At 33.8% G+C, this 26936-nt stretch carries 24 protein-coding genes and 1 pseudogene; 4 read left to right on the top strand and 21 right to left on the bottom strand.

All coding sequences use genetic code 11. The annotated features are described in order from the left end of the window. Positions 1-379: 379 nt before the first annotated feature. The 3 genes from BMY18_RS18125 to BMY18_RS18135 form a co-directional block, all read right to left on the bottom strand. Entirely contained in the window at positions 380-1138 is a 759-nt protein-coding gene (locus tag BMY18_RS18125) for an amino acid ABC transporter ATP-binding protein (protein ID WP_092457182.1), read from the bottom strand. Positions 1139-1156: 18 nt separating this feature from the next. After that, entirely contained in the window at positions 1157-2116 is a 960-nt protein-coding gene (locus BMY18_RS21450) for an amino acid ABC transporter permease (RefSeq protein WP_242941068.1), read from the bottom strand. A 121-nt stretch (positions 2117-2237) separates the two neighbouring features. Continuing rightward, the gene (locus tag BMY18_RS18135; RefSeq protein WP_092457124.1) at positions 2238-2999 is read right to left on the bottom strand and encodes a transporter substrate-binding domain-containing protein; all 762 of its coding nucleotides are present in this window, start codon (positions 2997-2999) and stop codon (positions 2238-2240) included. A 574-nt stretch (positions 3000-3573) separates the two neighbouring features. On the opposite strand from BMY18_RS18135, the gene BMY18_RS18140 reads away from it, so the two are divergent. From BMY18_RS18140 to BMY18_RS18150, 3 genes are read left to right on the top strand one after another with little or no spacing between them, the layout of a single operon-like run. Then, a complete protein-coding gene (locus BMY18_RS18140) occupies positions 3574-4131 on the top strand; it encodes a hypothetical protein (protein WP_092457126.1) in 558 nt (185 codons plus the stop codon). A 45-nt stretch (positions 4132-4176) separates the two neighbouring features. Further along, entirely contained in the window at positions 4177-4800 is a 624-nt protein-coding gene (locus BMY18_RS18145; protein ID WP_242941069.1) for a class D sortase, read from the top strand. 43 nt (positions 4801-4843) lie between these two features. Continuing rightward, positions 4844-5698 carry a hypothetical protein gene (locus tag BMY18_RS18150; RefSeq protein ID WP_092457132.1) on the top strand — a complete coding sequence of 285 codons (855 nt, stop codon included), beginning with the start codon at positions 4844-4846 and terminating at the stop codon, positions 5696-5698. A gap of 70 nt (positions 5699-5768) precedes the next feature. On the opposite strand, the gene BMY18_RS18155 is transcribed toward BMY18_RS18150, so the two are convergent. Further along, positions 5769-6440 (bottom strand): class D sortase, encoded by a 672-nt coding sequence (locus BMY18_RS18155; RefSeq protein WP_092457135.1) that lies wholly within the window; start codon positions 6438-6440, stop codon positions 5769-5771. A gap of 366 nt (positions 6441-6806) precedes the next feature. Between BMY18_RS18155 and BMY18_RS18160 the strand changes: the two genes are divergently transcribed. Continuing rightward, on the top strand, positions 6807-8591 hold the full coding sequence (locus tag BMY18_RS18160) for a methyl-accepting chemotaxis protein (protein ID WP_170841484.1): 1785 nt from the start codon (positions 6807-6809) through the stop codon (positions 8589-8591). Positions 8592-8761: 170 nt separating this feature from the next. Here the strand turns inward: BMY18_RS18160 and BMY18_RS18165 are convergent, their stop codons facing one another. The 17 genes and pseudogenes from BMY18_RS18165 to BMY18_RS20850 all read right to left on the bottom strand — a co-directional run bounded on the left by BMY18_RS18165 (position 8762) and on the right by BMY18_RS20850 (position 26218). Beyond that, on the bottom strand, positions 8762-9916 hold the full coding sequence (locus BMY18_RS18165; protein ID WP_242941070.1) for a glycosyltransferase family 4 protein: 1155 nt from the start codon (positions 9914-9916) through the stop codon (positions 8762-8764). A 981-nt stretch (positions 9917-10897) separates the two neighbouring features. After that, positions 10898-11470, bottom strand: coding sequence for an acyltransferase (locus BMY18_RS18170; RefSeq protein ID WP_092457140.1), 573 nt, complete (start codon positions 11468-11470; stop codon positions 10898-10900). A 36-nt stretch (positions 11471-11506) separates the two neighbouring features. After that, on the bottom strand, positions 11507-11674 hold the full coding sequence (locus BMY18_RS21730) for a sugar phosphate nucleotidyltransferase (RefSeq protein ID WP_242941071.1): 168 nt from the start codon (positions 11672-11674) through the stop codon (positions 11507-11509). A 56-nt stretch (positions 11675-11730) separates the two neighbouring features. Then, entirely contained in the window at positions 11731-12705 is a 975-nt protein-coding gene (locus BMY18_RS18180; RefSeq protein WP_092457145.1) for a hypothetical protein, read from the bottom strand. After that, entirely contained in the window at positions 12702-14633 is a 1932-nt protein-coding gene (locus tag BMY18_RS18185) for an HAD-IA family hydrolase (RefSeq protein ID WP_092457148.1), read from the bottom strand. The genes BMY18_RS18180 and BMY18_RS18185 overlap by 4 nt, the downstream gene beginning before the upstream one ends. Before the next feature lie 21 nt (positions 14634-14654). Continuing rightward, on the bottom strand, positions 14655-15845 hold the full coding sequence (locus BMY18_RS18190) for a Coenzyme F420 hydrogenase/dehydrogenase, beta subunit C-terminal domain (RefSeq protein WP_092457150.1): 1191 nt from the start codon (positions 15843-15845) through the stop codon (positions 14655-14657). Between the two features lie 22 nt (positions 15846-15867). Further along, the gene (locus BMY18_RS18195) at positions 15868-16968 is read right to left on the bottom strand and encodes a polysaccharide pyruvyl transferase family protein (RefSeq protein ID WP_170841485.1); all 1101 of its coding nucleotides are present in this window, start codon (positions 16966-16968) and stop codon (positions 15868-15870) included. Positions 16969-17227: 259 nt separating this feature from the next. After that, entirely contained in the window at positions 17228-18739 is a 1512-nt protein-coding gene (locus tag BMY18_RS18200; RefSeq protein WP_092457156.1) for a polysaccharide biosynthesis protein, read from the bottom strand. Beyond that, on the bottom strand, positions 18736-19461 hold the full coding sequence (locus BMY18_RS20835) for a hypothetical protein (protein WP_139197332.1): 726 nt from the start codon (positions 19459-19461) through the stop codon (positions 18736-18738). The genes BMY18_RS18200 and BMY18_RS20835 overlap by 4 nt, the downstream gene beginning before the upstream one ends. Positions 19462-20016: 555 nt before the next feature. Continuing rightward, positions 20017-21159 (bottom strand): glycosyltransferase family 4 protein, encoded by a 1143-nt coding sequence (locus tag BMY18_RS18210; protein ID WP_170841486.1) that lies wholly within the window; start codon positions 21157-21159, stop codon positions 20017-20019. Positions 21160-21269: 110 nt separating this feature from the next. Next, complete coding sequence (locus tag BMY18_RS18215) at positions 21270-22409, bottom strand: glycosyltransferase family 4 protein (protein ID WP_092457165.1); 1140 nt, start codon at positions 22407-22409, stop codon at positions 21270-21272. A gap of 25 nt (positions 22410-22434) precedes the next feature. Then, positions 22435-22539: pseudogene (locus BMY18_RS20840) on the bottom strand (phosphoheptose isomerase); the annotation flags it as partial. 131 nt (positions 22540-22670) lie between these two features. Continuing rightward, positions 22671-23006: a hypothetical protein gene (locus BMY18_RS18220; RefSeq protein ID WP_092457168.1), complete on the bottom strand. Its 336-nt coding sequence runs from the start codon at positions 23004-23006 to the stop codon at positions 22671-22673. Further along, positions 22999-23919, bottom strand: a complete 921-nt coding sequence (locus tag BMY18_RS18225) for a capsular polysaccharide synthesis protein (protein ID WP_170841487.1) — start codon at positions 23917-23919, stop codon at positions 22999-23001. The genes BMY18_RS18220 and BMY18_RS18225 overlap by 8 nt, the downstream gene beginning before the upstream one ends. Continuing rightward, positions 23909-25123, bottom strand: a complete 1215-nt coding sequence (locus BMY18_RS18230; protein ID WP_092457174.1) for a glycosyltransferase family 4 protein — start codon at positions 25121-25123, stop codon at positions 23909-23911. Before BMY18_RS18230 ends, BMY18_RS18225 begins: the two co-directional genes overlap by 11 nt. Continuing rightward, positions 25101-25499, bottom strand: a complete 399-nt coding sequence (locus BMY18_RS18235; RefSeq protein ID WP_092457177.1) for a glycosyltransferase — start codon at positions 25497-25499, stop codon at positions 25101-25103. Before BMY18_RS18235 ends, BMY18_RS18230 begins: the two co-directional genes overlap by 23 nt. A gap of 578 nt (positions 25500-26077) precedes the next feature. Next, a complete protein-coding gene (locus tag BMY18_RS20850) occupies positions 26078-26218 on the bottom strand; it encodes a sugar transferase (RefSeq protein ID WP_139197334.1) in 141 nt (46 codons plus the stop codon). Positions 26219-26936 lie beyond the last annotated feature (718 nt).

Below are 26936 nucleotides of genomic sequence, written 5' to 3' on the forward strand. Positions count from 1 at the left end.
TTACTTCCTATACAATTTCCAATGCTACTCTCCTTGTCATCTTCAATCTCTTTTCCATGCTTTTTTCCCATTACAGATACTCTCCTATCTAATTTTCTCGTCTGATTCGCTCGATTGATTTTGTTTACAATTGTAGCTTACAGCCTCCTGTAGGGTTAGAGTCAATACATCCCGGATGACTTTTTTGTTTTATATAATGGGATACAAGTTTTGATGTCTAAACCTACAAAAAGAGAGCCACTACAAAACTAACTAGCCAGTTAGTTTTGTAGTGGTTCTCTTCCTATATGTTTCATCTTCATACCAACATAACAACAAGATATGACAATCAATTTAATAACAATACCTTACCTTACGGTCCAGATAACAACTTTGTACCCTATACATTCAGTACAGAATTCAAAAACGCTTTCGTCCTTACATTATTCGGATTCGTAAAGATCACTTCCGGCGTGTCCACTTCTAATATAGTGCCTTCATACATAAACACAACTCTGTCCGCTACTTCTTTTGCAAATCCCATCTCATGGGTTACAACGATCATGGTCATGCCTTCTTCTGCCAAATCTTTCATAACCTGAAGAACTTCACCTACTAATTCAGGATCAAGTGCAGAGGTTGGTTCATCAAAAAGCATCATCTTCGGTTGCATCGCGAGTGCTCGTGCAATTGCTACACGCTGCTGTTGACCGCCTGAAAGCTTGGATGGATATGTATCTGCCTTATCACTAAGACCTACCTTCTCTAGAAGATTTCTTACAATAACTTCCGCTTCACTTTTCTTCATTTTTCTTACTTCTACTGGAGCAAGCATGACATTCTCAAACACTGTAAGATGTGGAAATAAGTTAAAACGCTGAAATACCATTCCCATTTCTAGCAGAGATTTCTGTCTTTCCTTCGCTGTCATCTTTATTTGATTCACACTGTTGATTCTGTCATCTAAAAGAACATCTTCTACCCAAATCTTACCACTCGTAATAGTCTCGAGATGATTTAGGGAACGAAGAAATGTGGATTTTCCTGCACCGGATGGTCCAATCAGACATACCACCTCTCCTTGTTCAACAGAAAGGCTACAGTTCTTTAAAACCTTCAATTCTCCGAAATCCTTACACAAATCTTCGGTTTTTATCATAAACATAGCGTAACCCTCCTATTCATATATAGAAAATTTCTTTTCCAAAAACACAAAAACCTTTGAAAATATAGCAGTAATAGCCAAGTATATAGCCGCTGCTAATATAAATACCGTAACTTCTCCCGTTGATGACATAATTGAACTAGTCACTTTTGATAAATCCTTTAGTGCAATGATTGATGTTAGTGCTGCATCTTTGAGCACCATTATGAATTCATTTGCAAGCGGAGGAATAAGCCTTCTATATGTCTGTGGGATAATAACCTTTACCATTGTCTGACTGTAGTTCAAACCGATCGCTTTAGAAGCTTCGAATTGCCCTTTATCAATTGACTCGATTGCAGCTCTTATGATTTCTGCACAGTATGCACCACCATTCAAACTGAAGGTGATCCATGCCGCGAGGAAACTGTCAGAGATAGTCAGAGCCGGGAATATAAGTGGAAGACCAAACCATACAAAATATAATTGCATCAATAGTGGCGTTCCACGAAAGAAAAATATGTATCCCCTACAAAACCAACTGATTGGCTTAATCTTGGACATTTTTCCAAGTGCCAAGAAAATCGAAAGAAAAATTCCAGTTGTCACTGAAAACAACGTCAGTAGGACGGTGATTTTTGTTCCAGCCATAAGGGCAGGAAACCAGCTGATAGAGTTTGCAACGAATTCTGGTATTCCGCCATCAGCAGGGAAAATATGACCGGCTACACCTAAATAAGTGATTCTCTTAACATTTCTACTGTCGATTTGCTTTGTCGCGATATAAGTGCTCATTATTCCGCCATTTTTGAAAACCACAGATTCCATTTTCGCCTCAAGTTGGGTGAATTCTGTTGGGACCTGAGCTGTAAAGGCATCAATTTTGGGTGTTGTCAGTGCCAACGGAATGCATACAACGATAAGTGCAGCAATAACTATGAACCAGACTTTGTATTTATATAAAAAATTACTTAATTTCCATTTCTGCTTCATGTGAATCCTCCGATAATGTCGATTTTATCTTTCTTCTTATCTCAAGAATAATACTAGATATCAATACATCTGGTATATTCTTTATAAGAATCAATTATCTTACTTCAGTTCTTAGAAATTTTTAGAAATACTTAGCAAGAATCTTATCTAGCGTTCCGTCTTTCTTTAACTCTGCAAGCGCACTGTTGATCTTTGTTGTAAGCGCTGAATTCCCTTTTTTGATACAAACGCCGAATTCTTCTGGCGCAGAATCCTGAATCCAAGTTTGTTTAAATAGACTTCCATCTCCAAGGTAGCTTGAAGCAACTGTACTATCACAGAGAACTGCATCCAAACGGCCTATCTGTAAATCATTGAATACATCGAGAACTTTAGGATATTCAGATGTTTCACACTTCACTTTGTTATTATCAATCATATCTGTTAGGAATATATCCGAGGTAGTCTCTTCTTGATATCCTACTTTAAGTCCGGCAAGTTCTTCTGGCTTTGTAGGTTTCACAGTAGCAGTTTTTAATGTAACGATACATTGATAGTTCTTAATATAAGAATCAGAAAAATCATAATCTAAAAGTCTATCTGGTGTAATGGTTACAGCTGAAGTGATACAATCATAATCGCCTTTATCAAGTCCAGAAAAAATACCTTCCCAAGCTGTATCTACAAATTCAATTTCCATACCCATTTTTTCTCCGAGTGCTTTTGCAAGTTCAACGTCAACACCGATTACAGTGGTTCCATCTGCATCATAATACTCAAAAGGTGGATATCCTATCTCCATACCGACTTTCAATGTTTCTTTTTTAGTAGTAGGACTTCCACAACCAACCACTGATAATACAAGTACTGCAATCAAAAACAAACTTAATACTCTTCTTTTCATAACAATCTCCTCCTAGTAATGAGTCCTTCTGGCTCTTCCTCTAAATAAAAAAAAGCAAAGATTTTAAGCGTCTTTGCCTTTTTGTTTATAAAATAATTTATACCACTTTTGAGGCTTTCTGTCAACTATTATATTGAATATTATCTCGGTTTTTACGGCCTTTTTTCTATATTAATTTATTCGAATTTTACCGTTTTAGATTGTCCGATTTCACTAAAAATATTTCTATACGAGTAGGTAATATACTTTTTGCATATAATGGTTCATACAAGCAATATTCTATATGCAAATAATGTTTTATACACGCAATATTTTATTTGCTTGCAATATATATGTTTCATATAATCAATGTTTTATATGTATATAATTTCATATAAGTATTGTACAGAATCGGCAGAATTAATAGCATTATCCAAATTAATAGAGCAAATATGTCCAATATTCTGGTAAATTATGTATATTAAGCCAAAAACGGGCATTTTTTGACATATTATGACACATCTTTGTTGACTCTCAAAATATATATGTTATTATGTAAGGGATTCAAAAATAAATATAGGAGGTAATAATCAAAATGAAACTCAAAAAATTATTAGTTTGTGGTTTGGCTACAGTAATGCTTATGTCAATGTCACTCACAGCATTTGCTGCTACATTGACAGCCGATGAACAAAGTATCATCACTACACTTACTAACGCTGGTGTTCCTGCGCAGTACGTAACACAGGCTCAGAACTACTTAGCAGGTAATGCTACTGATGTTACAGCAGCTCAGGCTACTTCAATTAACGCTCAGATCGCTGTTGCAAAAACTACAGCAGGAAGTGTTACATCATTCGCAGCACTTACTACAGATCAAAAGAACACAATCGCTGCTGATCTTTCAACTGCTGGTCAAGCAATTGGAATTACAGTTACCTTTGATGCAACTGCTAATTCAATCAAAGCTGTTGATGCTTCAGGTGCTACAGTGCTTAGTGCATCTTTAGACACAGCAACAACACCAGCTACAGTTATCAAAGCAACAGGCGTTAACATGAACACAACAATTGCAATCATCGCTGTATTAGCTATGGCTTTAGTTGCTTGTGGCGTTGTTGTTAGCAAAAAAAGATTTGCTGAAAACGTTTAATTAGATTTGAATAAAAAACTCAAGACAATAATGGCATATATATATATGCCATTATTTTTTACTATAATTGGATATGGTATTGTATATGTTGCTGCTCTTCCTTTTTTAGATGTTATTTCATCTTATGGAAGTTTGATTATCAGTTCTGATGCACCAAACTTTGATAACGATGAATTGAAATCTATTTTTGAAGCGCCTGTCAATAAGGAAGATCGCACAACAATTCCAGCTTCAGAAGTAACGATGCCAACCAGTGGAACACTTTACGCTCACATTTCATGTAGCAAAGCCGGATTAGATGCACCTGTATACTTTGGTGACACCGATACAATCCTTAAGAGTGGTGTTGGCCAATATACCGGTAGTAGCATACCCGGTTTTGGGCTTCCAATTCTTTTAGCTGCACATAACACTACTTATTTCCTTCCGCTCAAAAACATTGTAGCTGGAGATATTGTTACGATTACTACCAGCTATGGAGTATATAAATATAAGATTACCTCTACTAAAATCGCCTCTAAGGATGATAAGTCAGCTTATGACTTAGCCCAGAAGAAGGAACAACTGATTATGTATACATGCTATCCTTTCAACATGCTAGGCACTCTTGCGAATCGGTATTTTGTATATGGTGATAGGATATCTGGACCAGTAATTGATTTCAAATAGAAGGAAAGTATGCGCCCAATGAGACGCAGAAATGAGGAAAATTATGAGCAAACACAAAAAAGGGACTTCTTCCTTTTTAATTAGCACCATAGTCGCCCTGCTTCTATCAATTTTTCTTACGATGGCAAGCTATTTAGGCGGAATATATTTTGGTGCATTTAATAAAACCGTAGTTTTAGATTCTATTAATAAAACGTCCTATTACAATGCCGTAATGGACAACACATTAGACAGCGCCGAGTCAATGGCGATTCCTATTGGTTTGAAACCTGAAGTATTTTATAATGTATTCACACTTGAGGAGACATCTGCAGAGGGTAAAGCCTTAATTCAAGCGGATCTTGCTGAAAAAGATTATACACCGAATACAAGTAAAGTGGTAGATCGGTTAGTAACTAATATTAACCTTTATCTAAAGCGAAATAATTTGACCGTGACAACGGAACAACAAGCAAACATTACAACCTTTGCTAACGATATCGGTAATGAATATGCGAATAACTTATCCATTCCCTATATAACATACTATACTAGCTTACGTAATATATTCTTAAAATTAGTGTATTTTGGGGTACCTTTATTACTGCTGTTAAGTGCATTTGCAGTATCGCTACTAATTAAAATGCAAAAATGGATTCATAAATCGCTTAGATTTGTTGCATACAGTACACTATCCGCGTCAATTATGACTGCCGGATTTCCAATATTTCTTTTGGTTACTGGGCCCTATAAGCGACTTAACGTAACACCAGAGTATTTTTATAACTTCATAGTCCATTACATTACGGAAAGTCTTTTCACATTTATATATATATCAGTGCTACTATTCGTGATTTCAATTGTGGTTATGATTGTTATCTTCTTCAAGAAAAGAGAACTTATTAGGAAAAGGAACTAAAAGGAAGGGGCTTTTGCAAAATAGATAAGTAATTATCTATGGAGCAAAAGTCCCTTCCTTTTATATCACTTTACTTCACGACAGCCCCTGAAACCTTGTCGCAATACAGGAATAACCTCTGGTCTGTGGCTGAACTGTAATACATTGGATAACAAGTATATAGAATCAGTTTATCGTCTTTGACCGTGAAATCATAGGTTGTAGTATCATTGGCATTGACTACTTTACTCTCTTTCACTTGATAAGTGTACGTTCCATACGGCATTGTTATAGTAACAAGGTCTCCTACAACGACACTGCCTAATTCGCCAAACTGGCCTTTTCCATTGTGTGCTGCAATCAGTTTCAAGCCAGGATATCCAGGCAATGCACTTCCCTCATACATTCCAGCTCCAATTGATAATATAGCGGTCGTATCGCCAAAGTATAGATTCATCTGAATTCCTACCCTGTCAATACTCACCTCCCCCAACCGCTGCGCCGTAATTGGCTTAGTTATAGTTGCAGCAGAAATCGTATTCGCTGCCTCCAATGCCTCAGCCTTAGCCTGTATCATAGCATCAATATCTTGCTTTATCTGATAGGATGATTGTGTTATTGCTTCATCATCCATATTATTCTCTACAGATATATCTGGACCCTTACCACTTACTATCATAGTTCTAACAGTTGCCGGTAAAATTATTAGCATTATACATAACCCAACTATCGTGTATAACAATATTGAAAGAATATGTTTCATATTAGATCAATCTCCTTTCGATATTATGTCGTTTAATCACTCATTACCCTATGATACATGAACCTTAATTGAATTACAAGAATAATAAGGGCAGTATTATAAACGGACAATATCCGGAATAATATACCATTTATATTTTAATCGGAAACACAATTCCTGTGAAAAATTCATGCTATAATAAGTAGTTAATATATTGACATTTTTTTATTCTCCATAAGTTATATTTTAGTAGTTTTATCGCTTACTATCATACCTCTATGGGTCGAGAATATTTACATATATGAGTGAGGAAAACCCATCAAAATGAGTGGGTACGGTTATTTTACAAATACCAATACTATACAATACACGAAGGAGCAAATCAAAATGATAACAAATGAAAAAAATGCACTACCCAACACCGGATTTACGAACGAAACAAACGCAACAAAACACACGAGATCTAAGAATCGAAAGAATTCCGTTCGTATTTTCCATTCTATCCGAACCAGAATAATCGGACTCATCATTTTAGGTGTTGTTTTATCCGTTGTAGCCATCCTGGCTAACACAATTCCAAGAAGCAGCAAAGCAGTCGAATCTGCAATACAGTCTAATATGCATGATGTAGCCACAGCATATATGGATTTACTTGATAAATCTGTTCAATTATCATCAAGTGGAACTTTATCTTCCGATGAGCTTACAAAGATATTATCCAAAGTCAAAATAAACAATGTAGATAGTAGTTTCCTCTTTGTAGTAGATAAAGATGGGAAAATGCTATATAATCCGGATACTTCAAGAATTGGTGTTGTATCAACAAATTCTCTTGTTGTTGAAATCACGAGTGCAATCAAGACGAATACGAATAAAAAATCAGATATAAGTCAATACACAAGTACAGATGGTGTTGAAAAATATGCATCCTATGCTGTATCAGATAACACAAAATGGGTTTTAATTGTTACTGCTAATAAAAAAGATATCCTTTCACCTATTACAACCATAGTAAATACTTCTTTGATTTCTGCGTTCGCAGTTATCCTAGTACTTGGTATTGCTGGATATTTCTTTGCTTCATCAATTATAGGGCCTATTACTAAATTAACAAAGGTAGTTCAAAAAACTTCTGATTTAGATTTTTCAACGGATGAAACAATTGAAAAATTAAGCTTAAGAAAAGATGAAACCGGCGAAATAAGTAGAATGACGGCACGTATGCAGGATAGTTTACGAAATATGGTTGTCAAAATTGAGCATGCTGCAACTGACCTAATCGTAAATGCGCAAAGCCTTACAAGTTTGACAAGAAGTATTGATGAAGCCTGTACCGAAAACTCAGCCACCTCAGAAGAGTTAGCTGCCAGTATGGAAGAAACATCAGCAACTGCTGAAACAATCGATAGCAATGTCGTACATATTCAAACTGGTACCGAAAATATTAATCAAAAATCAATCGAAGGTTTGAATTTAGCGAAGGAAATTATGACTCGCGCTGAAAATCTTCACACAGATTCAATATCTGCTAAAAATCAAACTGTTGAAATGTACAACTCAGTAAAAACTAAATCTGAAGAAGCAATTGAACAATCGAAAGCCGTTGATAAAATAAATGTGTTATCATCAACAATTCAAGATATTGCATCACAAACAAGTCTGTTATCACTAAATGCTTCAATTGAAGCGGCCAGAGCTGGTGAATCCGGAAGAGGTTTTGCAGTTGTTGCTGATGAAATTGGCAAATTGGCAAATCAATCTTCAACTACCGTTAGCAGCATCCTTGAAATTGTTGCCGAAATACACCAATCTGTAGATAATATGAGTGACTGTCTAAAAACAACACTTGAATTTCTTGAGAGCAAAGTAATGACTGACTATAATGGATTTGTTGATGTAAGTATGAAGTATAGTTCAGATGCAAAAACAGTAGAATTATCAATGAAAGATATTAATGAAATGGCAGATGTACTAGATCGCGCATCTAATGAAATAGTTGACGCAATCTCCGGTATTAACACAACCATTTCAGATTCCGCACGTGGCGTTACAGATATTGCAGAAAAAACAACAAATGTAGTAATGTCGACAACAGAAGTAACTGAATTGGTCCATAGGACAAAGGCACTTGCTGATGAATTGGATGCTATATCAAAGATGTTTAAGCTGTAAAGTCTGAAAGATTTTTGTGCAGTATAAGTTGATGCGACCACTTTATTGGTCGCATTTCTTATACACTTTGTTTCTGTTTCTTCTGTTCTAATTCTGCCTTATAGGCTTGTATTCATTTGTTCTCTGATATCGGATATTGATGTGGCTGTTCAACTATTTAATGCAACGTTTCATACATCTTTGGCGACAATAGGATTCCTTTCTCCTCTATACAATTCAGTTGTTCGTTTTACTATCTCATCCCAATTATATCTGCCACATATAAACTTGCTAGCCTCTTGCTTATATCTATCTACTATCTGGGTATTGTTAACTAAATATTCTAATTTTTCACTCAAATCAACTACGTCACTCTTATTAAAAACAACAGCCTTATCTTCAACTACCTCTGCACATTCAGGAATGTTGCTTACCAAGCAGCAATTTCCATAACTCATCGCCTCTAAAAGACTTATTGGCATTCCCTCAAGATCACTTGGAAGTACATACACATATGCATTACTATATAATTCCTCCAAAACTTCTCCTTGAACAAAATCTGTAAATACTATTCTGCTGTCTTCTGCTGCTTTTCTTTTAATATCAACAATATAATCATTCGTGTCACTACTTCCCCCAGCAATTACTAATTTTTTTAATGTAGAAATATTTCTAAAAGCATCCACCAAATAATATAGTCCTTTTTCAGGAACAAGCCTTCCAAGAAATAAGAAATATTCATTTCTTTTTAAATTCCATTTTTTTTCAATAATACCTGCCTCTATAATTTTAGGCTTTGAGATACCATTTGATATAAAATTTGTGTCTCTACCATATGTATCCAAGAAATATTTATGAACATTATTTGAAAGTACAATCACTTCATCTGCATATTTTGCAGCCATTTTTTCACCAAATTTCAAATACTTTGTTGCAAATCCATTCCATTTTGCTCTCTGCCAGTCTAAACCATGAATTGTGGCTACTGTACGGATTCCAAACAGATGAGGTAGCCATATCATTGCACAAGGACCTTCCGCATGAAAATGTATACAATCATAATGCCCAAACAAAGCTATAAATGTAGCTACTCCAGAGTATATAAGAGCAGACAGCCCTTTCTTATCAATTGTCGGTACCATTATAATTCTAATTCCTTCATAAACTTTTAGGTGATTATTGGAATCATCATCAAAATTTTTACCTGAAATATGATGACCACTCCTGTTATATACATATACTGAATGACCTAATTCAACTAATCTTTTAGAAATTTCTTCTACTACAATTTCAACTCCACCCTCCCGAGATGGAATTCTTTTGTGACCAATCATAGCAATTTTCATTTATGTTCCTTCCTATATTACGCCAATAACTTTTAAATCGAGTTCCTCCTGGCAAACGCCACAGCCAACGTTTTACACATCAACTTATATCCAACTCAACCGACCAGCTATCGATATATTCAAGATCATAATTAACAATATGCCCTAATTCATGAATCTGATTTCTATCACTAACATTCTATATATCATTAAGTCCTGGTTTAATGCTGAGCCTTCTTATGTTTTTTACCTCATACTGATTAACTATCCAATTATAGGTGGATGTTGTTTCAATAACGCTCATATCAACTCTTAGTACATTCCAGAACTGCTACAATTCATCGTAGCTTGTCTCTTTCTAATGAACTTTCTATGTATATTGATTAAAACTTGTATATATAAAAAATACTGCCATTCCTCCCACGAAGTTGCTATGAGAAGAAGACAGGACATTTAAATTTCATTTTTATTAATAGTGTACAAATGTTACTGTGAATAGAATTTTAATCAACACAAAAGCACTATCTGTAATTTTAATTGTTTTTTGATTTGGTATATTTCCAAATCATTAGTAATGTTCCAACGGATACTAATCTATATCCGATGAACTCATCTGCAGTCTTATATATATCCTTTGTTGTTGTTGCTGCCTCCTCGATTACTTGCCTCCTCGATTACTTGCCTCCTCTATCACTTGCCTCTAATCCATTTTTAAGTAGCTTATTATAAAAACTACTTGAAAAGCGTTATGCATATCATATTCATAATATGATTCTTGTTGTCTTTAACTAGAAGCAAATTCTTAATATTGATTATACAACCTCCATCTTGTGTTTTTTTGTCACTATATAGTAAGTTGTAAAATTTATTTTTAAATTAATTATTTAGACTAATTGTGTTGTAATAATTAAGCGAATAGCCTTTTCCACAACATTATATATCATACCCCCTCCTCCCATCTCCCATTTTTTTCTCACACAGAATATCTTTTGATCTAGAAGCTTATTCTTTCCAATAATAATTAATCAATTCACTCAACTGATCATCCCAGCTCCATTGTCTAGGATTTTCGTCATAGCGCTTCATCACAAAATCCCTGGTATTCCCAAGTATCTTTGCCGGTGCGCCTCCGACTATTACACCATTTGGTATATCTTTTGTTACAACACTACCACCTGCAACAATAACATAGCTTCCAATTGTTACTCCAGGCATAATAGTAACATTTCCACCTATTGCAACATTATTACATATCTTAATTGGTGAATAATAAGAAGTGCATTTATTATAGTCGCGATATTCATCACTTTTAGATAACATCTCACCGAAAATATCATGAGTATACATCATTACATTCGAAGCAATCGTAACATTATCACCAAGCGATACTAGAAATGGATCACTTGGTAGTTTTCCGCCGAAATAGACATTCTTCCCTATAGAGTACAAAACATTCTTTTTTCTAAGGTATTCACCTACCCAATAGCCGCCTTTTCTTCTATATACTGTCTTTAATAAAATACTAATTATGCTTACGCACCTGCGATCCTGTCTTAATGTAGTTTGTTTTTTCATAGTGTTACCACCCCCTTGTTTATTGTTTTCCTGCTCCTATTGCATGTACAGTTCCCAACGGTATGAAGAATACATCTTCAGGATGAGTTTTATCATATCCCATCTTCCAACCATCAACTCTTTGCCAAGATTAAGTAATTGCTTGGCAGATTTCTGTCTTGATAAAGGCCAAAAGCGTTTGCCACCGCCGCCAACTATAATCACGCCGTATTTTTCATCTTCTCCCTCCCTCGTAAAAACAAATCGCCTTTTATAGTATATTACCAATATGCACCATTCTCTACAACATCAGCATTTTTAGGTTTTTCACTTTTCAGAGGCCTAGTCCAATATTCATTTATAAAATCTGCATACTCAGGCTGGTCAACTGCCCACCTTTGACCATAGATTCCAAACAACATCTGAACCCAACTTGCCATATGAATAGCTATTTTACCATTTCGTTTACAATGAGCCGCAAATGACATACCATACGCGCCGCATCCAATAAGAGCAACATCATAGTCATAGCTATCAATCTCTTCTTCCATTACATGAAGGGCCTCAAACCAATCAGCGAACCCCGTATTTTCACCATTACCTGCAATACTTTGAACTGCTTTAACCAAATACAATTCTTTAAATTCAGGCAGCACATTCGGATCCTCATAGAGTTTTTCTCGTATAGCATACTGTTTTTTTATAGATTCAGTAAATGGATGAACAACTAACACTTTTTTGCCTTTTAACGCACTAGTCCAAGGATTCTCATATGCAAAAGGAGCACAGTAACCATATATATCAATTTTTTTACAGTGTGCTAATTCCTGTTCTAGGTAGCACTCCTGTTCAGCATACGATCCGAGAATATCTATTAATTTTATGTCTTCTAAAACTAAGTCTGTATATTCAAACTCTAAATCAACTGAAGCGGGGAAAAAACCCGCATTTGAACACAAGCCTATCAATGCTTTGTTTGGATATAAACATCCCTTTCCGCGCATATAATCCAAATAGTCCGAAAACTTAAATCCTTCTTCGTATCGTTTACAGGAGCATATTGAATTCAATTCTATTGTACCAAATTTTGTTACCATCAATCCATTTTGAGCAGATAAAATAGCATTTCTAACAAAATCATTAGCTTCCTGTCCTTTATATTTCACTCGAGATGTATCCCAAAATTTTCTTGACTCACCATGAAATATTCGATATATTTTCCAACCCACTCTGAGAATAAAATCACATATAATCATTTTTCTTTTCCTCCACGACGTAGCTTGGTACGCATTTCTCTAATTTCCATCCTATAATGATAAATTATCAATGCTATTCGGCCCTTGTTATTTAAAACTAGATATCCAGGTACCCATTTAATAGTATGCGGAATGTTCTTAGCAAATAAATAGCTACTTTTATATGGTATACTTGGATCTGCAACCTTACGATCTTCTTCAACATCATCATCAAAAAGATTACAGATTATATCTGCAACTTCATAATCTGGATATTCAATCATTTTCTTATATGTTTTCAATGCTCTCAATCCTAAATCTACTTTAACATTGCCGCTCATCCATTCTGTATATCGTAATACTGCTTCTTGTATAGCATTAATAGTAGTATTATTTCGTATTTCCATTCGTTGTTGCTCACATAGAACACCTACACTGCCGTCTTCATTTTTTATAAATTTTTTTGCCGTTCCTAATGCTTGAAACAACACGTGTTCAAATAAAATTGAGTGTTCTCCAAACTCGTGAACAAAATTTCTATAGTCACCGTCGCAAGTCAACCATGCCACACTTCTGTCAGCCAATCGCTCAACACATGTATTCGATTGAATGAATTGCAATCCTAAAATATCGCTATGCCTTCCATCCTTTTCTAAAAATCGCTCCACAAGATACTGACCGGTACCATTGATACTATTATTAATCAAGCCGATCTTTCTAGAAATAGTACAAGCTTGGCTCAAATACTGACGAAGAAATTTCGTCTGTTCTTCAATCTCATTCTGTAAAAGGTCTGCGATTAAATTCAACTGCTCATCTATCTTTTTTTCCTGTATATCTGAATATGAGATTCTGGCCTCTAAAGTAAAATCACGATTCTGACTCTTTAATATCTTTGCTATGTAATCGACATTCTCATTCCCCATATATTGGATCAATTCTCTCCAAGAATAATCTGGCTGACCTGAAATACCCAAAAGCAATTGTTTTGAAATAGTACCTTGTTTAATCATCGGTAATCTGAGAAGATTACGATTTAGGCACACATATTGTGAATCATCTTGCGGGTATAGAATACTGTAACATTTTTTAATTAAGAATCCCTCTCTTGCAACGAAAAGAAGTGTTTCCAGTCCATACAATTCCTTTTTATGATGAATCCATTTACAAAATTCCACGATAAAAGGTGCAAATACCCTAATTCCAATTTTTCTTTCAACAGTAAAATCACAGAAACTTTGTTCGCATCTACTTTGGAAACATTCGAAATGTTCTTCGACGATAGATTTATATATATTATGTGTATCTATATATGGATACTGTATACATTCAACGGCTTCTATTCCAACTTCTTCAGCTCTCTTAATATCATTAACTGGATTATCACCTATATGCAACAGTTGATCTGCTGTAATTCCTAAATCAGAAATAACATGTGTGAAGAGATCTCCAAATAACTTTGTTTTTCCTATCTCATTCGAAATATAAATATAATTATAATTTGCTCCGATCTTACTTAGAATAGAATCTATTGTGATCCTGTCCAAATACATGTCTGTTATAATAATCACTGTTTTACCAATACTCTTACACCACTTCAAAACCTCAATCATAGGAATATTGGGAATACAGTTCTCTACCTCTATTTCCTTTTCCAATTTTATGAGAATTTCTTTGATTTCTTTGTCATACGGCAGTTGCTCATATATTTGATCCATCGTAATTTCATTATGGTTATTTAAACTCCGAGCTACTTGCTCTGCCTTCGTTCTATCTTCCTGAAATCTTTTCAGTTTATGATTACAGCATTGACTAAAACCATCTTCTACCAACTTAAATATCGATTCAGGACTTTTAACCGTACGAAATAACAAAGTATCAAAAATATCGAAAGAAATATATTGATAACATTGCACCTGTTTTTTCATATTTTCAACCAATATCTCCATACGCCTCTTTCTCCTTCTACTTTAGATATCATCCATATATTTTCTTACCTTATTTGTCCAATGTCTAATGAGTTTCAATGCATATTTTGGCTTTAGACTTTTAGCTATTAATAAATCGATTTGATCATAACTTCTTTCATTATTTATTTGTTTGTAATTTTCCCAAAAGAAGTTCCTTCTATCCGCTTTGGGAGTAGGATTAGTAATTCTATAATTATATCTACAAGCATCTTCAACAGATATAGGTATTACTTCAAATTTATTACTAATATCTCCAAATAATTTCTTTCCAGCATCAGTTTGTGTAAAGAGTATAGATACTCCATTTCTATCATTAAATGCTGGAATAACTTTATCGCATCCCCAAAAATCTCCTATTGTGATGTCTGAGGTTGACTTTAAGTTTTTAAATTCACAACTATGACACGATGGTCTAACATACAAATTTCCCAAAAACCCATTTTCATACCAACTACAGTTGGCATAATCTATATATTTGTCATCTTTCCACTCAATAGAAAACCCTGAGTGCGTCCATTCATATTTTGAGTTATCTTTAATCTTAAATGCTATATATTTTATGTCTTCTCGACGTTTATTAAATTTTTTACTAATAGTTTTAAGAAACTCCTGCCAAATCATAGGGCTTGGCACACCATGACAAACAATATCAATTAAAATCAATTGATTTTTATATCTATCTGTATTTAGAAAATTGGATAAAGCAGTAACCTGGCAAGGTGTTCCTGAAAATAATACTAAAAGTCCATTTTGAAGTTGTTTTCTTATTTCAATATATACTGAATCCATCCTGCTCTGAACATATTTGCTTCTTGAAATCTTATACAAGTCGTTCTCGTTTGTGACATAGGAATGCACAACATTAAACTCTTTATCAAACATCGCACCCCATACTATTCCTTTATCTCTTAACACATAAAAGGCAATTTCCGAAAAGACTCCACCAGAAGAGCTTTTTATTTGTATATTATAGTTTTTATTCTTTAAGGCGTAACATTTCGTCTCAGTTAAGCGCTGTATTGGTTGATGTAATACAGGGCAAACATTTTCGCATGCCTTACATTCAACACATAATTTGCCATCTATTACAGGATAATAGAATCCCTCTTCATCCATATTAAATTGTATACATCTTTTAGGGCATATATCCCCACATGCGCTACATCCTGTGCATTTTATCTTTTCTAACATTTAAATTTCCTCTCCATAATGGCTATGCTAATGTTTTCATTATAAACCTTTGCGCTTTATTGCGCTCTTGACTAATTATGTTATCCACTTTTACCCAATCTATTTTCTCCTTCAATTGAATAAGTATTTTTTGATTTCCATCATATACTCTATCTTCTAAACCATAAAGACGAAGTAGTGAAAAGATTCTCTCATTTTGTTTTTCAAATCTTCCTTTTTGAAGAAAGACTAGAAATGGCTTGTGATAAATCAATGCAAATACCGTTCCATGAAATGTATTTGTCAAAATACCTTCTGCATATTTATAACCACTAAGCCAATCTTCTGGTGCAAAATACTCCAAATATTTACATTCGATAAGCTGATCAAATTCACTAACTCCAGCAACTGTTTTAATCTTCGTAGTTTCAGACATCTCATTGATTTCCTCAAGCGGCAAACTTGTGCTATTATTAATATTTAAAAAATACAAAAGCAAATATTGGTTATCAAGTTCTATGTATTTATCAGAACACGGAAAGTCACTTCTATTTAATAGAAAAGTTGGATCAATCATTCTTTCGGCTTTAACATTAATTTTCTCACATATATTTAGGCCTGATTCTTCTCTTACGGAAATAAAGTCAAAGTTTTTCAACCAAGGCTTAATAGTTCGCATCTGGGCATCTGAAATTTCTGATTTACCAAAACTTGCTGCATAAGAAATTTTCTTTTTTCCCTTTGGAACAAAGCACAAGTAATTCGCAGAATCTACCCCACCCCAGACTTGATCACTACCAGTTATATAGTAATCGGCTGCTGGCGGATCCATTTTTAGTTCATCTTCCGAATAGTAAATATTTTTGGAAACTGTCAATTTACTTGAAACGAAGTCGTCAAACGTTCTGAGAATTTTTCGTTCCTGGGGACTAATATCCAATTTTAGTATTTTTTTAATGGCTTGTTTTACACAGCTTATTCCAGAAAGTTTTGGTTCTTTTATAATGTAACGTAACCAATACGGAGCATATCCTAAATTTTTCAAGATTGTTTCTAAGGCATAATATTGAAACAGTGAGCCATAATTTATGTGTTGTTGAATATAAGTATATGCAGATATTACACATACCCTTTTTTCGTTCATATAATCGCCTCCTAGTATAATAATGATATAGCTAAATCTTTTCATAAAATATAATCCTCTAGGATAGAACAAATAATGTTCACCACCTTGGGAAGTCAGTTTCTTCTGATTTATACCTATAATTAAGTCAATTAGTTCATTCAATGAGGTTTTATGATTCGGCTGACGGGGAGCCTCAGGCTATACCTTACCCTTTTTTAGCTTGAATAAATATCAAATATTTTTAAATTTAACTATTGACATTTCTTAGCTGAACTCTTCACTTTTTCAATATTATCCTTTTTATCATCGCTATAATCTCTTGCATTTCATTTTTGAATACAACAATATTAACAATTAAATAAGAAAATGCTGTAAAGGCAAAAACAATTACTACCCACAAGAAAAATTGAACATAACTATGAATCTCAATATAAAACACAGTCCAATTCAATGTTATTAGCAATATTCCCAACAATATATTGACAGCATAGCTCTTAATGATGAAGCATAATGACATATCAAAAACATTTTTTTTCATATAGTAAATATTCGCTATTGTTTTAAATGTCATTGCTGCTATAGTTCCTATTACTACACCGATAATTCCAAATTTCCACACTAATGCAATAGAAAGGAACAGATTGATACAAGCCTCTGTGATTGCAATCCATTCAGTCTTCTTAATATGTCCCGCCGCAATGTATATACTCTGGTAGGTAATGCCCATACAATATATCAACTCAGATACTGATAACAATGTTGCAAATAGTGGCTGATAGTAATCAATATCTGAAACTCCCTTTGTATAGAGCTGAACAAAACGACTTATTAAAATGATAGAAGTAACAAAACAACTACAAGATATTATTTTTGAAAACAAATCATAAACAGGAACTTGTTTCTTCATAATTTCTTGCTCATTTCTCGCTACCATATCCCCAAAAACGGCTTCAACATTCCCTAAAACCACAGTAACAAGATTTGATAAACTACTAATAACATACTTATGAACAGAATATACTGATACCCACAAGAGATTCGTACAGACCGTCAAAACCATTACATCAGTACTTGTATGGATATAAAATGCAATATGTCTTACAAGTGCTGCATTTCTCTGCGATAATAGTGACTTATCTGGCTTTACAGTTTGATTAATCGTGTATTTTCTTTGTACATAAAACAGAAGAACAATTGGTCTGATTGCATATACAATAGCGCTTCCTATTTTAACCAAATGTATCGAAGCCCCCTTATTAACAAGAGCAATTCCAATCAAGGTACTTAGCAACGTACAAATTATCTGTGTTAAAGAAAATATATAATTTTTTTGAGCAGAAACTAAAAGCATTTGACTTGCTTGTCCAAAAAAATATTCAGAAGCTGATGCGATTCCCAATATCAGTACTAGCGAAGCAACATATAAATAGTCAAACCCCGTCTTAACTAACAAAGGATATATAAAGCTTAATCCCAAAAGGTATATAACAAAAATATTAGCAAACTTTTTATAAAAATTGCTAATGGTTTTGTATGCAACACTAATTTTATAGTTGTCATTCTGAGCTAGCGGCTTATAATATGCTAATCGAGCAACTGTTCCCACGCCACCCTGTAGTAACGTTATAAAGCTTAGAAACTGTGTAATAGATGACATCGTTCCATTAACCGATGAGCCAAATGCCTTTAAAATCATTTGTGGTAAAATCAATCCACAAATAACCGTAATTAACTGTTGTATAAGTGATAATGTCCCATTTAAGGCAAATAGCTTACTCCTGCTTTTCACAATACTCCTCCATCATCATTACCTCGTTCAATTTCCTTGAATTTTCTATATTCAAATTCAATAAGAGCTATAAAAATAGGCATTATCATAATTCTATAACTATCCAAAGCAACAAGTGTAGCTGATGATACAATAATGTATACTAGTACTGTGCAATACCAAACAAACGTATCATAGTTCCCATGTTTTTTTAATTCCTTCAATATATGTATCCATCTAATAACCGGAAGAACAAATATTGGGATTAAAAAAATCCCCCAAACGCCAAGCTGTCCTATTATTCCAACATCATCTACATAAGTTACATAAGAGCCTATTGAATTATGCAGAATAAAATAATATTTATCTGTATTAGGGAATCCCATACCAAATGGGAAATTAGATAAAAACATGGACCAATAATACCCTATAGCGTATTGTCTTCCTAGCGTGCTTCCTGCTTCTATTCCTGTTGTAGCGAGTGATTGAAGAAAATTTGACACTAGTTCAGTCTGTGAAATAATGGCAATGCCTAAGGCTATTAAAATTATTTTTTTTATAAAAACGATCTTTGTATTTTTCTCTAATAAAACGATTGTAAATATACATACTAGTATAACTAATGTATATGCTCTTGTTTGTTGATAAAATACAAGTTCAAAAAGACCAACTGTCAAAAGTGTCCATCTAAAAAATGTATTTTCCTTTTTACAATATACTTTATAAAAATTATATATAATCATCAAATTTCCATAGAAATGTATTCCTAAACGCAAGCGTTCATTTCGGAATCTAACAACGCTTTCCATAAAAATTAATGTACCATTTGTTCTATACAAAAAGACCTGAATTAAGATTAGACAATATATAACTATAGCAAAAATATCAAGGAGACGATATATCTGTTTAGAGTGATTACGTAGCAATATTAACACCAAGATTGGGTATACTAGCAAAAGAGCTAAATATGAATAACTACTGTTTATCGTCGCGCTTATATCCTGTGCTGGATAATTTATTAATGAGTAAAAAAACACTACCACAAATGACAAAGCTATAGCAATTACATACCCTATAATAAAATGGTATTTGTGGGAAATGACAGCCATTTGTCTCTGCCCGTGGACAACACACAAAATAAAACACAAAAAAAAACTTCCTATAAATAAATATGTATTGTTCATTGAAGTGCCTATACCGAAAAAATCATCTAAGGCAATAGTGCATAAGGCAATACACAACAATAGCATGCTTGATGTTTTTATCTTCATCTTGCATCTCCCCCCACCATCTAATTTTCATTCAAGAGACGCTATAATCTCATGAACATCTCTTTCAATAGCCTCTAAGCTATAGTTGTCCCTATATAGCTTGCGCTCATTTTCCAAGATTTTTTTTCTATCATCATCATTCATGTTGAAATACGTTTTTATAGCCTCCGCAAATGCAAGAGGATCATCTGTAACATAACCATCCACACCATTTTCAATCGCATAACCGATTACTCCGTGACTTGTGGTAACTACCGGAAGCCCGTACGACATTGCCTCGGCAATTTTAACTTTCATTCCACCGCCGTCAAAAATTGGTACTAAAACCATATCAGTATTCTCAAAATATGGCATCATAGATTTCGGAGATTCTACAAGATGAATATTTTCTTTTTGACAAAGTTTCTTTATTTCCTCTAACGGACTAGCTCCAGCCAAGGTTAAATTGCATATTTCTTTAACTAAAGGCCATACTTTCTCGATAAACCATTTAACTCCTTCGCAATTTGGTCCAAACCAAAGTGACCCTGTAATAAGGCATCTAATCTTTTCATTTAATTCGCCAGTTATTTCTTTTTGATGCTTTGCTTCATTTACTCCCACGGGAAATACGACAATCTTTTCTTTTGGAATCTGATAAATATCAATAAATCTCTGACCATCTATTTCAGTAATCGCAAGAACTCGATCGGCCTTTTGGGTCATATAACGTTCCCGGCCTCCGCCTAATTTATATTTCATAAATCGCAATAGAGACCTATCATTCTCTAATTCTATTCTATAAAAATCCCGTTCTACATTATGCGCTCTGAGGATTATCTTTCCTTTAAATCCAGATACAGCTATATCCTTTACAACATAGTTCATCTTGGTGAACTCAACGTAAATCAAATCATACTGATCTAATGGTATATTTGCATTTTTCCAATTTGGATAATATCTATCAAATTGCAATTGAAGAAGAGTTATCGCCTTCGTAAGTTTACTGATAGACGCATCTAAGTAGTATCTTTTTTTATATTTACATTCAATATCTTTATTAGAAATCGCCGGTCCAGCATAATCTACATCTTCATACAGCTTTGTTAACGCATAATGTGATTGGTAGACACACAATGACCCTCCGGAATTAAATGCCGGTTCCTGCGCACAAACATGTAAAATTCTCATATTTATATTCCACCTTTCTGCGAAAGGCACCGTTGGGATTATGAAACAAGTCAAAATCCATCGTCCTTTCGTTCTTTTTGTGTTATTCTCCATTATCTTCCACCCATCAATCATTTAATACAGGGTTCTGGAAACAGTTGATCAAGCAGCTTCTTTGATATGACATCCCACTTCAATGTTTCTCTAAATTTTTTCATCAATTCAGATTGCCTATTAAATTCTTCAATATTATTCATAATATATTCCATTTTATTAGCCAAGTCTTGAGAATCTCCAGCATCGAACAGGAGACCAATCTCACCGTTGTTCAATTGTTCTTTTAATCCACCTGTATTAGAGGCAATTATTGGTGTAGCATATTCATATGCAATAGGAATTACACCAGACTGTGTAGCATCAATATAAGGGACAACAGTCACTACATTTGGACCATCAAATAGGCACCCAACTTCCTCGTCAGGAATAAACCTGTTGATAATCTTTACATTTTTGATTTTAGAATAGTCTTTCTCGTAGGGTGAAAAATCGCCATTTCCAGCAACAACTATTGAAAAATCATCTCTTTTTTCCAAAATAATCTGTCCTGCTTTTGCTAACACATGCAATCCTTTGTATTCTTCAATCCTTCCAAAAAACAAAAAATTAAAATTTTCACCTGAATAATCCATTTTATGCCTATTGTTTTGTTTCTCTAAATACATGGTCATTCGGCCATGCGGCACAAAATGTATTCTGTCCAAGGGAATGCCATAGTTTTTATTTACTAGTGACTTAAAAGACTCTGTGAGAACAACTACATCATCAGCTTCTTTAATTGAGTTCTGAACAGCCTTTTCAAAATAGGCTTTCTCCCCTGAATGCTTAATCGGATCATGACAAATTGATACAATTCGATCCTTTTTTAAACATTTTTCTATAATTGAATTCCAATGTCCATAATGTGTTCTAAATGTAAAATCAAATTTTATTTTTCTGAACTTGTAACGGATTCTCCATTGATCTACAAATAGCAGATAGAGTGTCTTTAAAATAAAATCAAATTTACTTTTGTCTTTATAATCTTTTACTATAAACAATCGCTCTTCGGGTAATTCTTTCTTCCATTCTTCGATATTTGTTGCAGTATTTGGTATTGTTGCATATACTATGCAACAATTAGCTTTAAAACCCTTAGCCCATTCTATTGCACATACCGTACCTGACCCATCTCTTGCTTGTTGATTTATGAATATCTTTTTCTTATCTAACATTACAATTCCTCCTCATTTTGTAAATTCATTTTCCAAAGAAATGGTCTTCCAACATCAAACATAAACAGTGATACGCAGGCAGATGCAATTCCTGAATCCCATAAGTTTCTGTTTCTGGTACCTTAATTGTCTCATGTTCAACCTGCGAAATAGCCATAAGTCCTCTTTCTAGATAATTAACAAAGTTTTCACCTCTAACTGGATCGATTGCTTTCAGCTAATCTGTGAATGTATCCGGTACAGGACGAAGAATTTAAATTTCTACATCAACTCCCCATCAATGTGTTCTGAGTCAGTTGCCGATCCACCGTTACCAGCAATAAGAAGCATTGGGGCTGTTGTTGGAGCTTCTGCCTTCTTTTCTTTTACATGTAAGATAGATTTTACTATGTTTGATGAATTACCATGCGAATCTGTGCAATAGATATCCATTGGGAAATCGCCCACTTTACTAGCATCATAGCCACTTACAATAATTTTCGTAAAGAATGAGCTTCTGGTGTCTTTGTCATCCGTAATATCATTAATATATTGAACTATATTAAAAATATCACCTTGCGTGATGTTTGCTATATATCTACTCTTAACTTTATTCATTCATAATAAAGTTATACATCGTGTTTGTTTCACTAATAGATTTGTCTAACTTATAAGTGAGTTTATGAATATTTGTTAACCCAAAAATCCAATTCAGCTTTGCCTCATCATAGTCTTCACCCAGACATCTAATTAAGTACTCACTATAGTCCGTATTCATATATGGTATTTTTTTTTCTATTTCAGTCCCCGTAATAATTTCATTAATGATTAAATTTGACAAAAGGTATTCAATTACACACTCCTCTTTTGTCCAATATGCAAAAGCGACATTTCTTATCTGACGAATCGTTTTATCTCTGGACTTTGCATGTAAAAACCACACAGCAAATAGTACTGGGTTATTCACCAGACACATTGAATTCTGCAACGCAAAAAAATTGCAATCTAAAATCACATCTGAAATAGGTGCACTTAACAACACTGTGGAATCAATCCAAGTACCACCGTAATGTTCCAACAGTGCAAAACGCATTAAATCCGTATATCCTGCCATTGGAATATTTCCAGACAACGTTTTATTAACTATGTATTTAGGAAAGGTGATGTATTCGTCGATATTATTCTCGTCAAGAACAATAACTGGTCTGCCACCATACATTAAAACTGTTTTATAACACTTTTTGACAATCTTAGGAGCTTTCTCCATTCCAGTATTCCAAAAAATCCAGATAGGATTTTCCACCTTAAAATCATCATTAAAACTAAGCCCTTGTGGATCTGTGTCTTGGAATTTCAAATATTTACGAATCCTTTTTGATGCATACTTCTGCCATAATACTTTTTTTATTTCATAGTCTTTAATTATATGAACAGGATTTCCAACAAACATACCACGCTTAATAGCATTTACGACTCCGTATCTATCAAAATATCCTTTCATTCCAATATTTTGATAAAACTCATTTAGCATGATCATTCCTCTTTTCATATATTTCCATCAGCTTCGTATAATATGTTTCTGACGTCTCGTATTTAACCTCATAACAATTCTTCGTATACTGCTCCATTGTGCTTTTAGAATCGATAATTCTTCTAATTGCCTTTTCTAATTCAATAGCATTTCCAGCTTCAAATAGTTCGCCTGTTTTTCTATCAACAATCAATTCGGGTATGCCACCTATTCTTGAACCAACAACTGGTGTACCCAACGAAATAGATTCAATCACAGAAAACGGACAATTCTCATACCATTCAGAGGGACAAACACTTATTTTTGCTTCTGCAATAAGCTTATATAACTCATCTCCGCCCTTGAAACCAAGATACTCTATATTAGAAATTCCATTCATCTTCTCCACTGATGGTCCGTATCCAGCGAAAACAAACTTTTGATCAGGCATTTTTTTTGCAACTTCTATTAAAGTATCTGTTCCCTTATCTTTGCATAGTTTACCAAACTCAAGAATATAGTCTTCTTTATTTGCATTTTGCAATGGCACAATATCCATAAAGTTATGAAGTACAATTGTTTTGTCTCTAAACTGAGGCTGAGTATCAAGCTTCTCTTTCAGGAATTTACTAGGACATATAATTGCATTTAAATATGAATAAGCGGAGCTATATTTCCAAAAATAACCATCAATTGTACCCAAAAGACTTTTAGCTTTTGAATTCTTAAGACACTTTGTCTTAAAGCAATGAATATATCTCCCATCTAAACATTTCTCACAGGATTTAACATTAATATCAAACATTCCATGGCTTGGACAAACTAATTGATAGTCGTGAGCTGTATATATGATTTTACAAGATGAATGGTTTTCTTTTCTCCATTTATCAGTTTCAATGATTATTGATGGAGTAAGATGAAATTGAATATTATTTAAATGAACAATGTCCGGTTTAAAATCAACGAGAACTTTTCTAATCTGCTTTTTAGCCTGGAAATTATATACAATCCTAAATAGGGCTTTTAAATTGTTCTTTATGCCAATTGAAAAATCCATATCGTCGACAAGTGCATCCGCATTATTGCCAACAATATTTTTCTCATTTTTTAAACCAAAATACTGAACTTCATGACCTTGCGCTGCTAATATTTTGCCTAAAGAAAATATATATGTTTCTGCTCCACCTTTCGGATACAGGAACTTATTTGTCATCAATACCTTCATGTCTTACCCCCATATATAATCTCAATTTTTTATCTACTACATCATCCCAGTCATATTTATTGCAAATGAACTGGCAGGCTTTTCTTTTATAGTCATCTACCACTTCCGGATGGTCACAAACCATCTGTTGTTTCTCTCTCAAATCATACACATCACTCTTCTTAAAAATAACTGCCTTATCTTCTACGACCTCAGCACATTCCCCAATGTCACTTGTTAAACAGCAATTTCCGTAATTCATACCCTCTAATAAGCTCAGAAGCATGCCTTCCAAATCCGAAGGCAATGTATAAATGCAAGGATTTAAATCCATTTCCTCAAGCTGCTGTTCTTGAACAAATCCAACAAAGATAATCCTTTCATCGCCCTTAGCCATTTCTTTTAACTCAAATCTACCAATAACTTAAATTATGAGTATATGTAAGCGTTTCAATCTGGTCATTAACTACCGCTAAACTATCTCTTGTCTTCCCTAGTTGTCCAATCAAATGAGCATAGTTTTAAAATTGAAGGAGGTTTGACTTAAGCCTGTGAAGATACTATAAATAAAGCTATAAAGGATAAATAATATGAACATTCTGACGACAGGCAGAGCTAGATTTATAGGTTCCAACTTCCTTTTTATGACGATGGAAAAGTATCCAGACTATAGGATGATTTGTGTAGACAGCTTAACTTATGTTGGTAATCTATCCACACTGGAGGAACTTTTTTGCGTGTACTATTATATAATATCTATATCAAAAGCTTATTTTCCTCTTAATATTCACAATAAACAGCCAAAAGATTCTCCTCCATTTGCTGCAACACCTCAACCCTCCTTTAAGCTGCCAAAGCGCCTATATTTCTAGGATTTTTGTTAACTTTCTCAGGTAAGAAAATATGAACTTGTACCGATCATTCACCAGACCCCTTGTCCATATTATGTCGCATTCATATTATGCTTTGTCCCTATTATACCCTATTCAAATAGCTCACCCTCGTTCCTAACATCTTAGTCCGTTCTGATGAGTTTCTGATGAGTTTTCCAACACTTGTAATTCTAGGATCATTCTTCATTTTAAGCATAAATCCACGAATCTCATTTTTAACCATTCATCGTTTGCATTCCTCCGCATTTATGTATATTGAACAAAACATAGATATAAAAAACACTGCCATTACTCCCAATATGTTGCTATGAGAAGTAGACAGTAATTTAAATTTCATTTTATCCCCAGTGCATAAATGTTACGGTTAATAAAATTATAATCAACCCCAAAGCACTATCCGTAATTTTAATTATTTTTCAATTAGTACGATTTGTATAATCATTAATTTAGTTGCAAAGGATACTATGTTATATCCGATGAAATCATCTGTAGTCTTATATGCATCCTTTGTTGTAGTGCCTCCCCTCTAACGCTTTCAGCAAATTCATTTTACCTGTTTTGAATTTGATATTGATTTTGGTATTGATTTTGTTTTTAAATTTGGTATTGATTCTGTTTTTGAATTTGGTATAGATCTTGGTTTCGACTTCTTTTTTATTATGTAGCATATAAATTATTTTTATGATGCTTATTATGAACTCTACTAAAAAAGCATTATGTATATCATATTTATACTATGATTGTTCTTATCTTAACCTAGATGCAAATTCTTAAAATTGATTATATAACATCCGTCTTGTTGTTTTTTGTCATTATATAGTAAGTTATAAAATATATTTTAAATTATGCAAAGTTTATAATAAGAATGTAGGAAAAATACGAAATAAAAATGTCGTATAATCTACATTCTTATTTTGTATTTAAGGCAAATTTGATACACT

It is taken from the genome of [Clostridium] fimetarium (assembly GCF_900111235.1).
GTDB lineage: Bacteria > Bacillota > Clostridia > Lachnospirales > Lachnospiraceae > Clostridium_N > Clostridium_N fimetarium.

Coding starts and splice junctions, on each gene's coding strand:
- BMY18_RS18155 (WP_092457135.1), bottom strand. CDS start 6,440: ATGAAACATATTCTTTCAATATTGTTATACACGATAGTTGGGTTATGT.
- BMY18_RS20835 (WP_139197332.1), bottom strand. CDS start 19,461: ATGATTATATATAATTTTTATAAAGTATATTGTAAAAAGGAAAATACA.
- BMY18_RS20850 (WP_139197334.1), bottom strand. CDS start 26,218: ATGGTTAAAAATGAGATTCGTGGATTTATGCTTAAAATGAAGAATGAT.
- BMY18_RS18170 (WP_092457140.1), bottom strand. CDS start 11,470: ATGAAAAAACAAACTACATTAAGACAGGATCGCAGGTGCGTAAGCATA.
- BMY18_RS18190 (WP_092457150.1), bottom strand. CDS start 15,845: ATGTTAGAAAAGATAAAATGCACAGGATGTAGCGCATGTGGGGATATA.
- BMY18_RS18125 (WP_092457182.1), bottom strand. CDS start 1,138: ATGATAAAAACCGAAGATTTGTGTAAGGATTTCGGAGAATTGAAGGTT.
- BMY18_RS18150 (WP_092457132.1), top strand. CDS start 4,844: ATGAGCAAACACAAAAAAGGGACTTCTTCCTTTTTAATTAGCACCATA.
- BMY18_RS18230 (WP_092457174.1), bottom strand. CDS start 25,123: ATGAAGGTATTGATGACAAATAAGTTCCTGTATCCGAAAGGTGGAGCA.
- BMY18_RS18185 (WP_092457148.1), bottom strand. CDS start 14,633: ATGGAGATATTGGTTGAAAATATGAAAAAACAGGTGCAATGTTATCAA.
- BMY18_RS18220 (WP_092457168.1), bottom strand. CDS start 23,006: ATGAATAAAGTTAAGAGTAGATATATAGCAAACATCACGCAAGGTGAT.
- BMY18_RS18135 (WP_092457124.1), bottom strand. CDS start 2,999: ATGAAAAGAAGAGTATTAAGTTTGTTTTTGATTGCAGTACTTGTATTA.
- BMY18_RS18195 (WP_170841485.1), bottom strand. CDS start 16,968: ATGAACGAAAAAAGGGTATGTGTAATATCTGCATATACTTATATTCAA.
- BMY18_RS18180 (WP_092457145.1), bottom strand. CDS start 12,705: ATGATTATATGTGATTTTATTCTCAGAGTGGGTTGGAAAATATATCGA.
- BMY18_RS18145 (WP_242941069.1), top strand. CDS start 4,177: ATGCCATTATTTTTTACTATAATTGGATATGGTATTGTATATGTTGCT.
- BMY18_RS18140 (WP_092457126.1), top strand. CDS start 3,574: ATGAAACTCAAAAAATTATTAGTTTGTGGTTTGGCTACAGTAATGCTT.
- BMY18_RS18215 (WP_092457165.1), bottom strand. CDS start 22,409: ATGTTAGATAAGAAAAAGATATTCATAAATCAACAAGCAAGAGATGGG.
- BMY18_RS18165 (WP_242941070.1), bottom strand. CDS start 9,916: ATGAAAATTGCTATGATTGGTCACAAAAGAATTCCATCTCGGGAGGGT.
- BMY18_RS18225 (WP_170841487.1), bottom strand. CDS start 23,919: ATGCTAAATGAGTTTTATCAAAATATTGGAATGAAAGGATATTTTGAT.
- BMY18_RS18160 (WP_170841484.1), top strand. CDS start 6,807: ATGATAACAAATGAAAAAAATGCACTACCCAACACCGGATTTACGAAC.
- BMY18_RS18235 (WP_092457177.1), bottom strand. CDS start 25,499: ATGGCTAAGGGCGATGAAAGGATTATCTTTGTTGGATTTGTTCAAGAA.
- BMY18_RS21450 (WP_242941068.1), bottom strand. CDS start 2,116: ATGAAGCAGAAATGGAAATTAAGTAATTTTTTATATAAATACAAAGTC.
- BMY18_RS18210 (WP_170841486.1), bottom strand. CDS start 21,159: ATGAGAATTTTACATGTTTGTGCGCAGGAACCGGCATTTAATTCCGGA.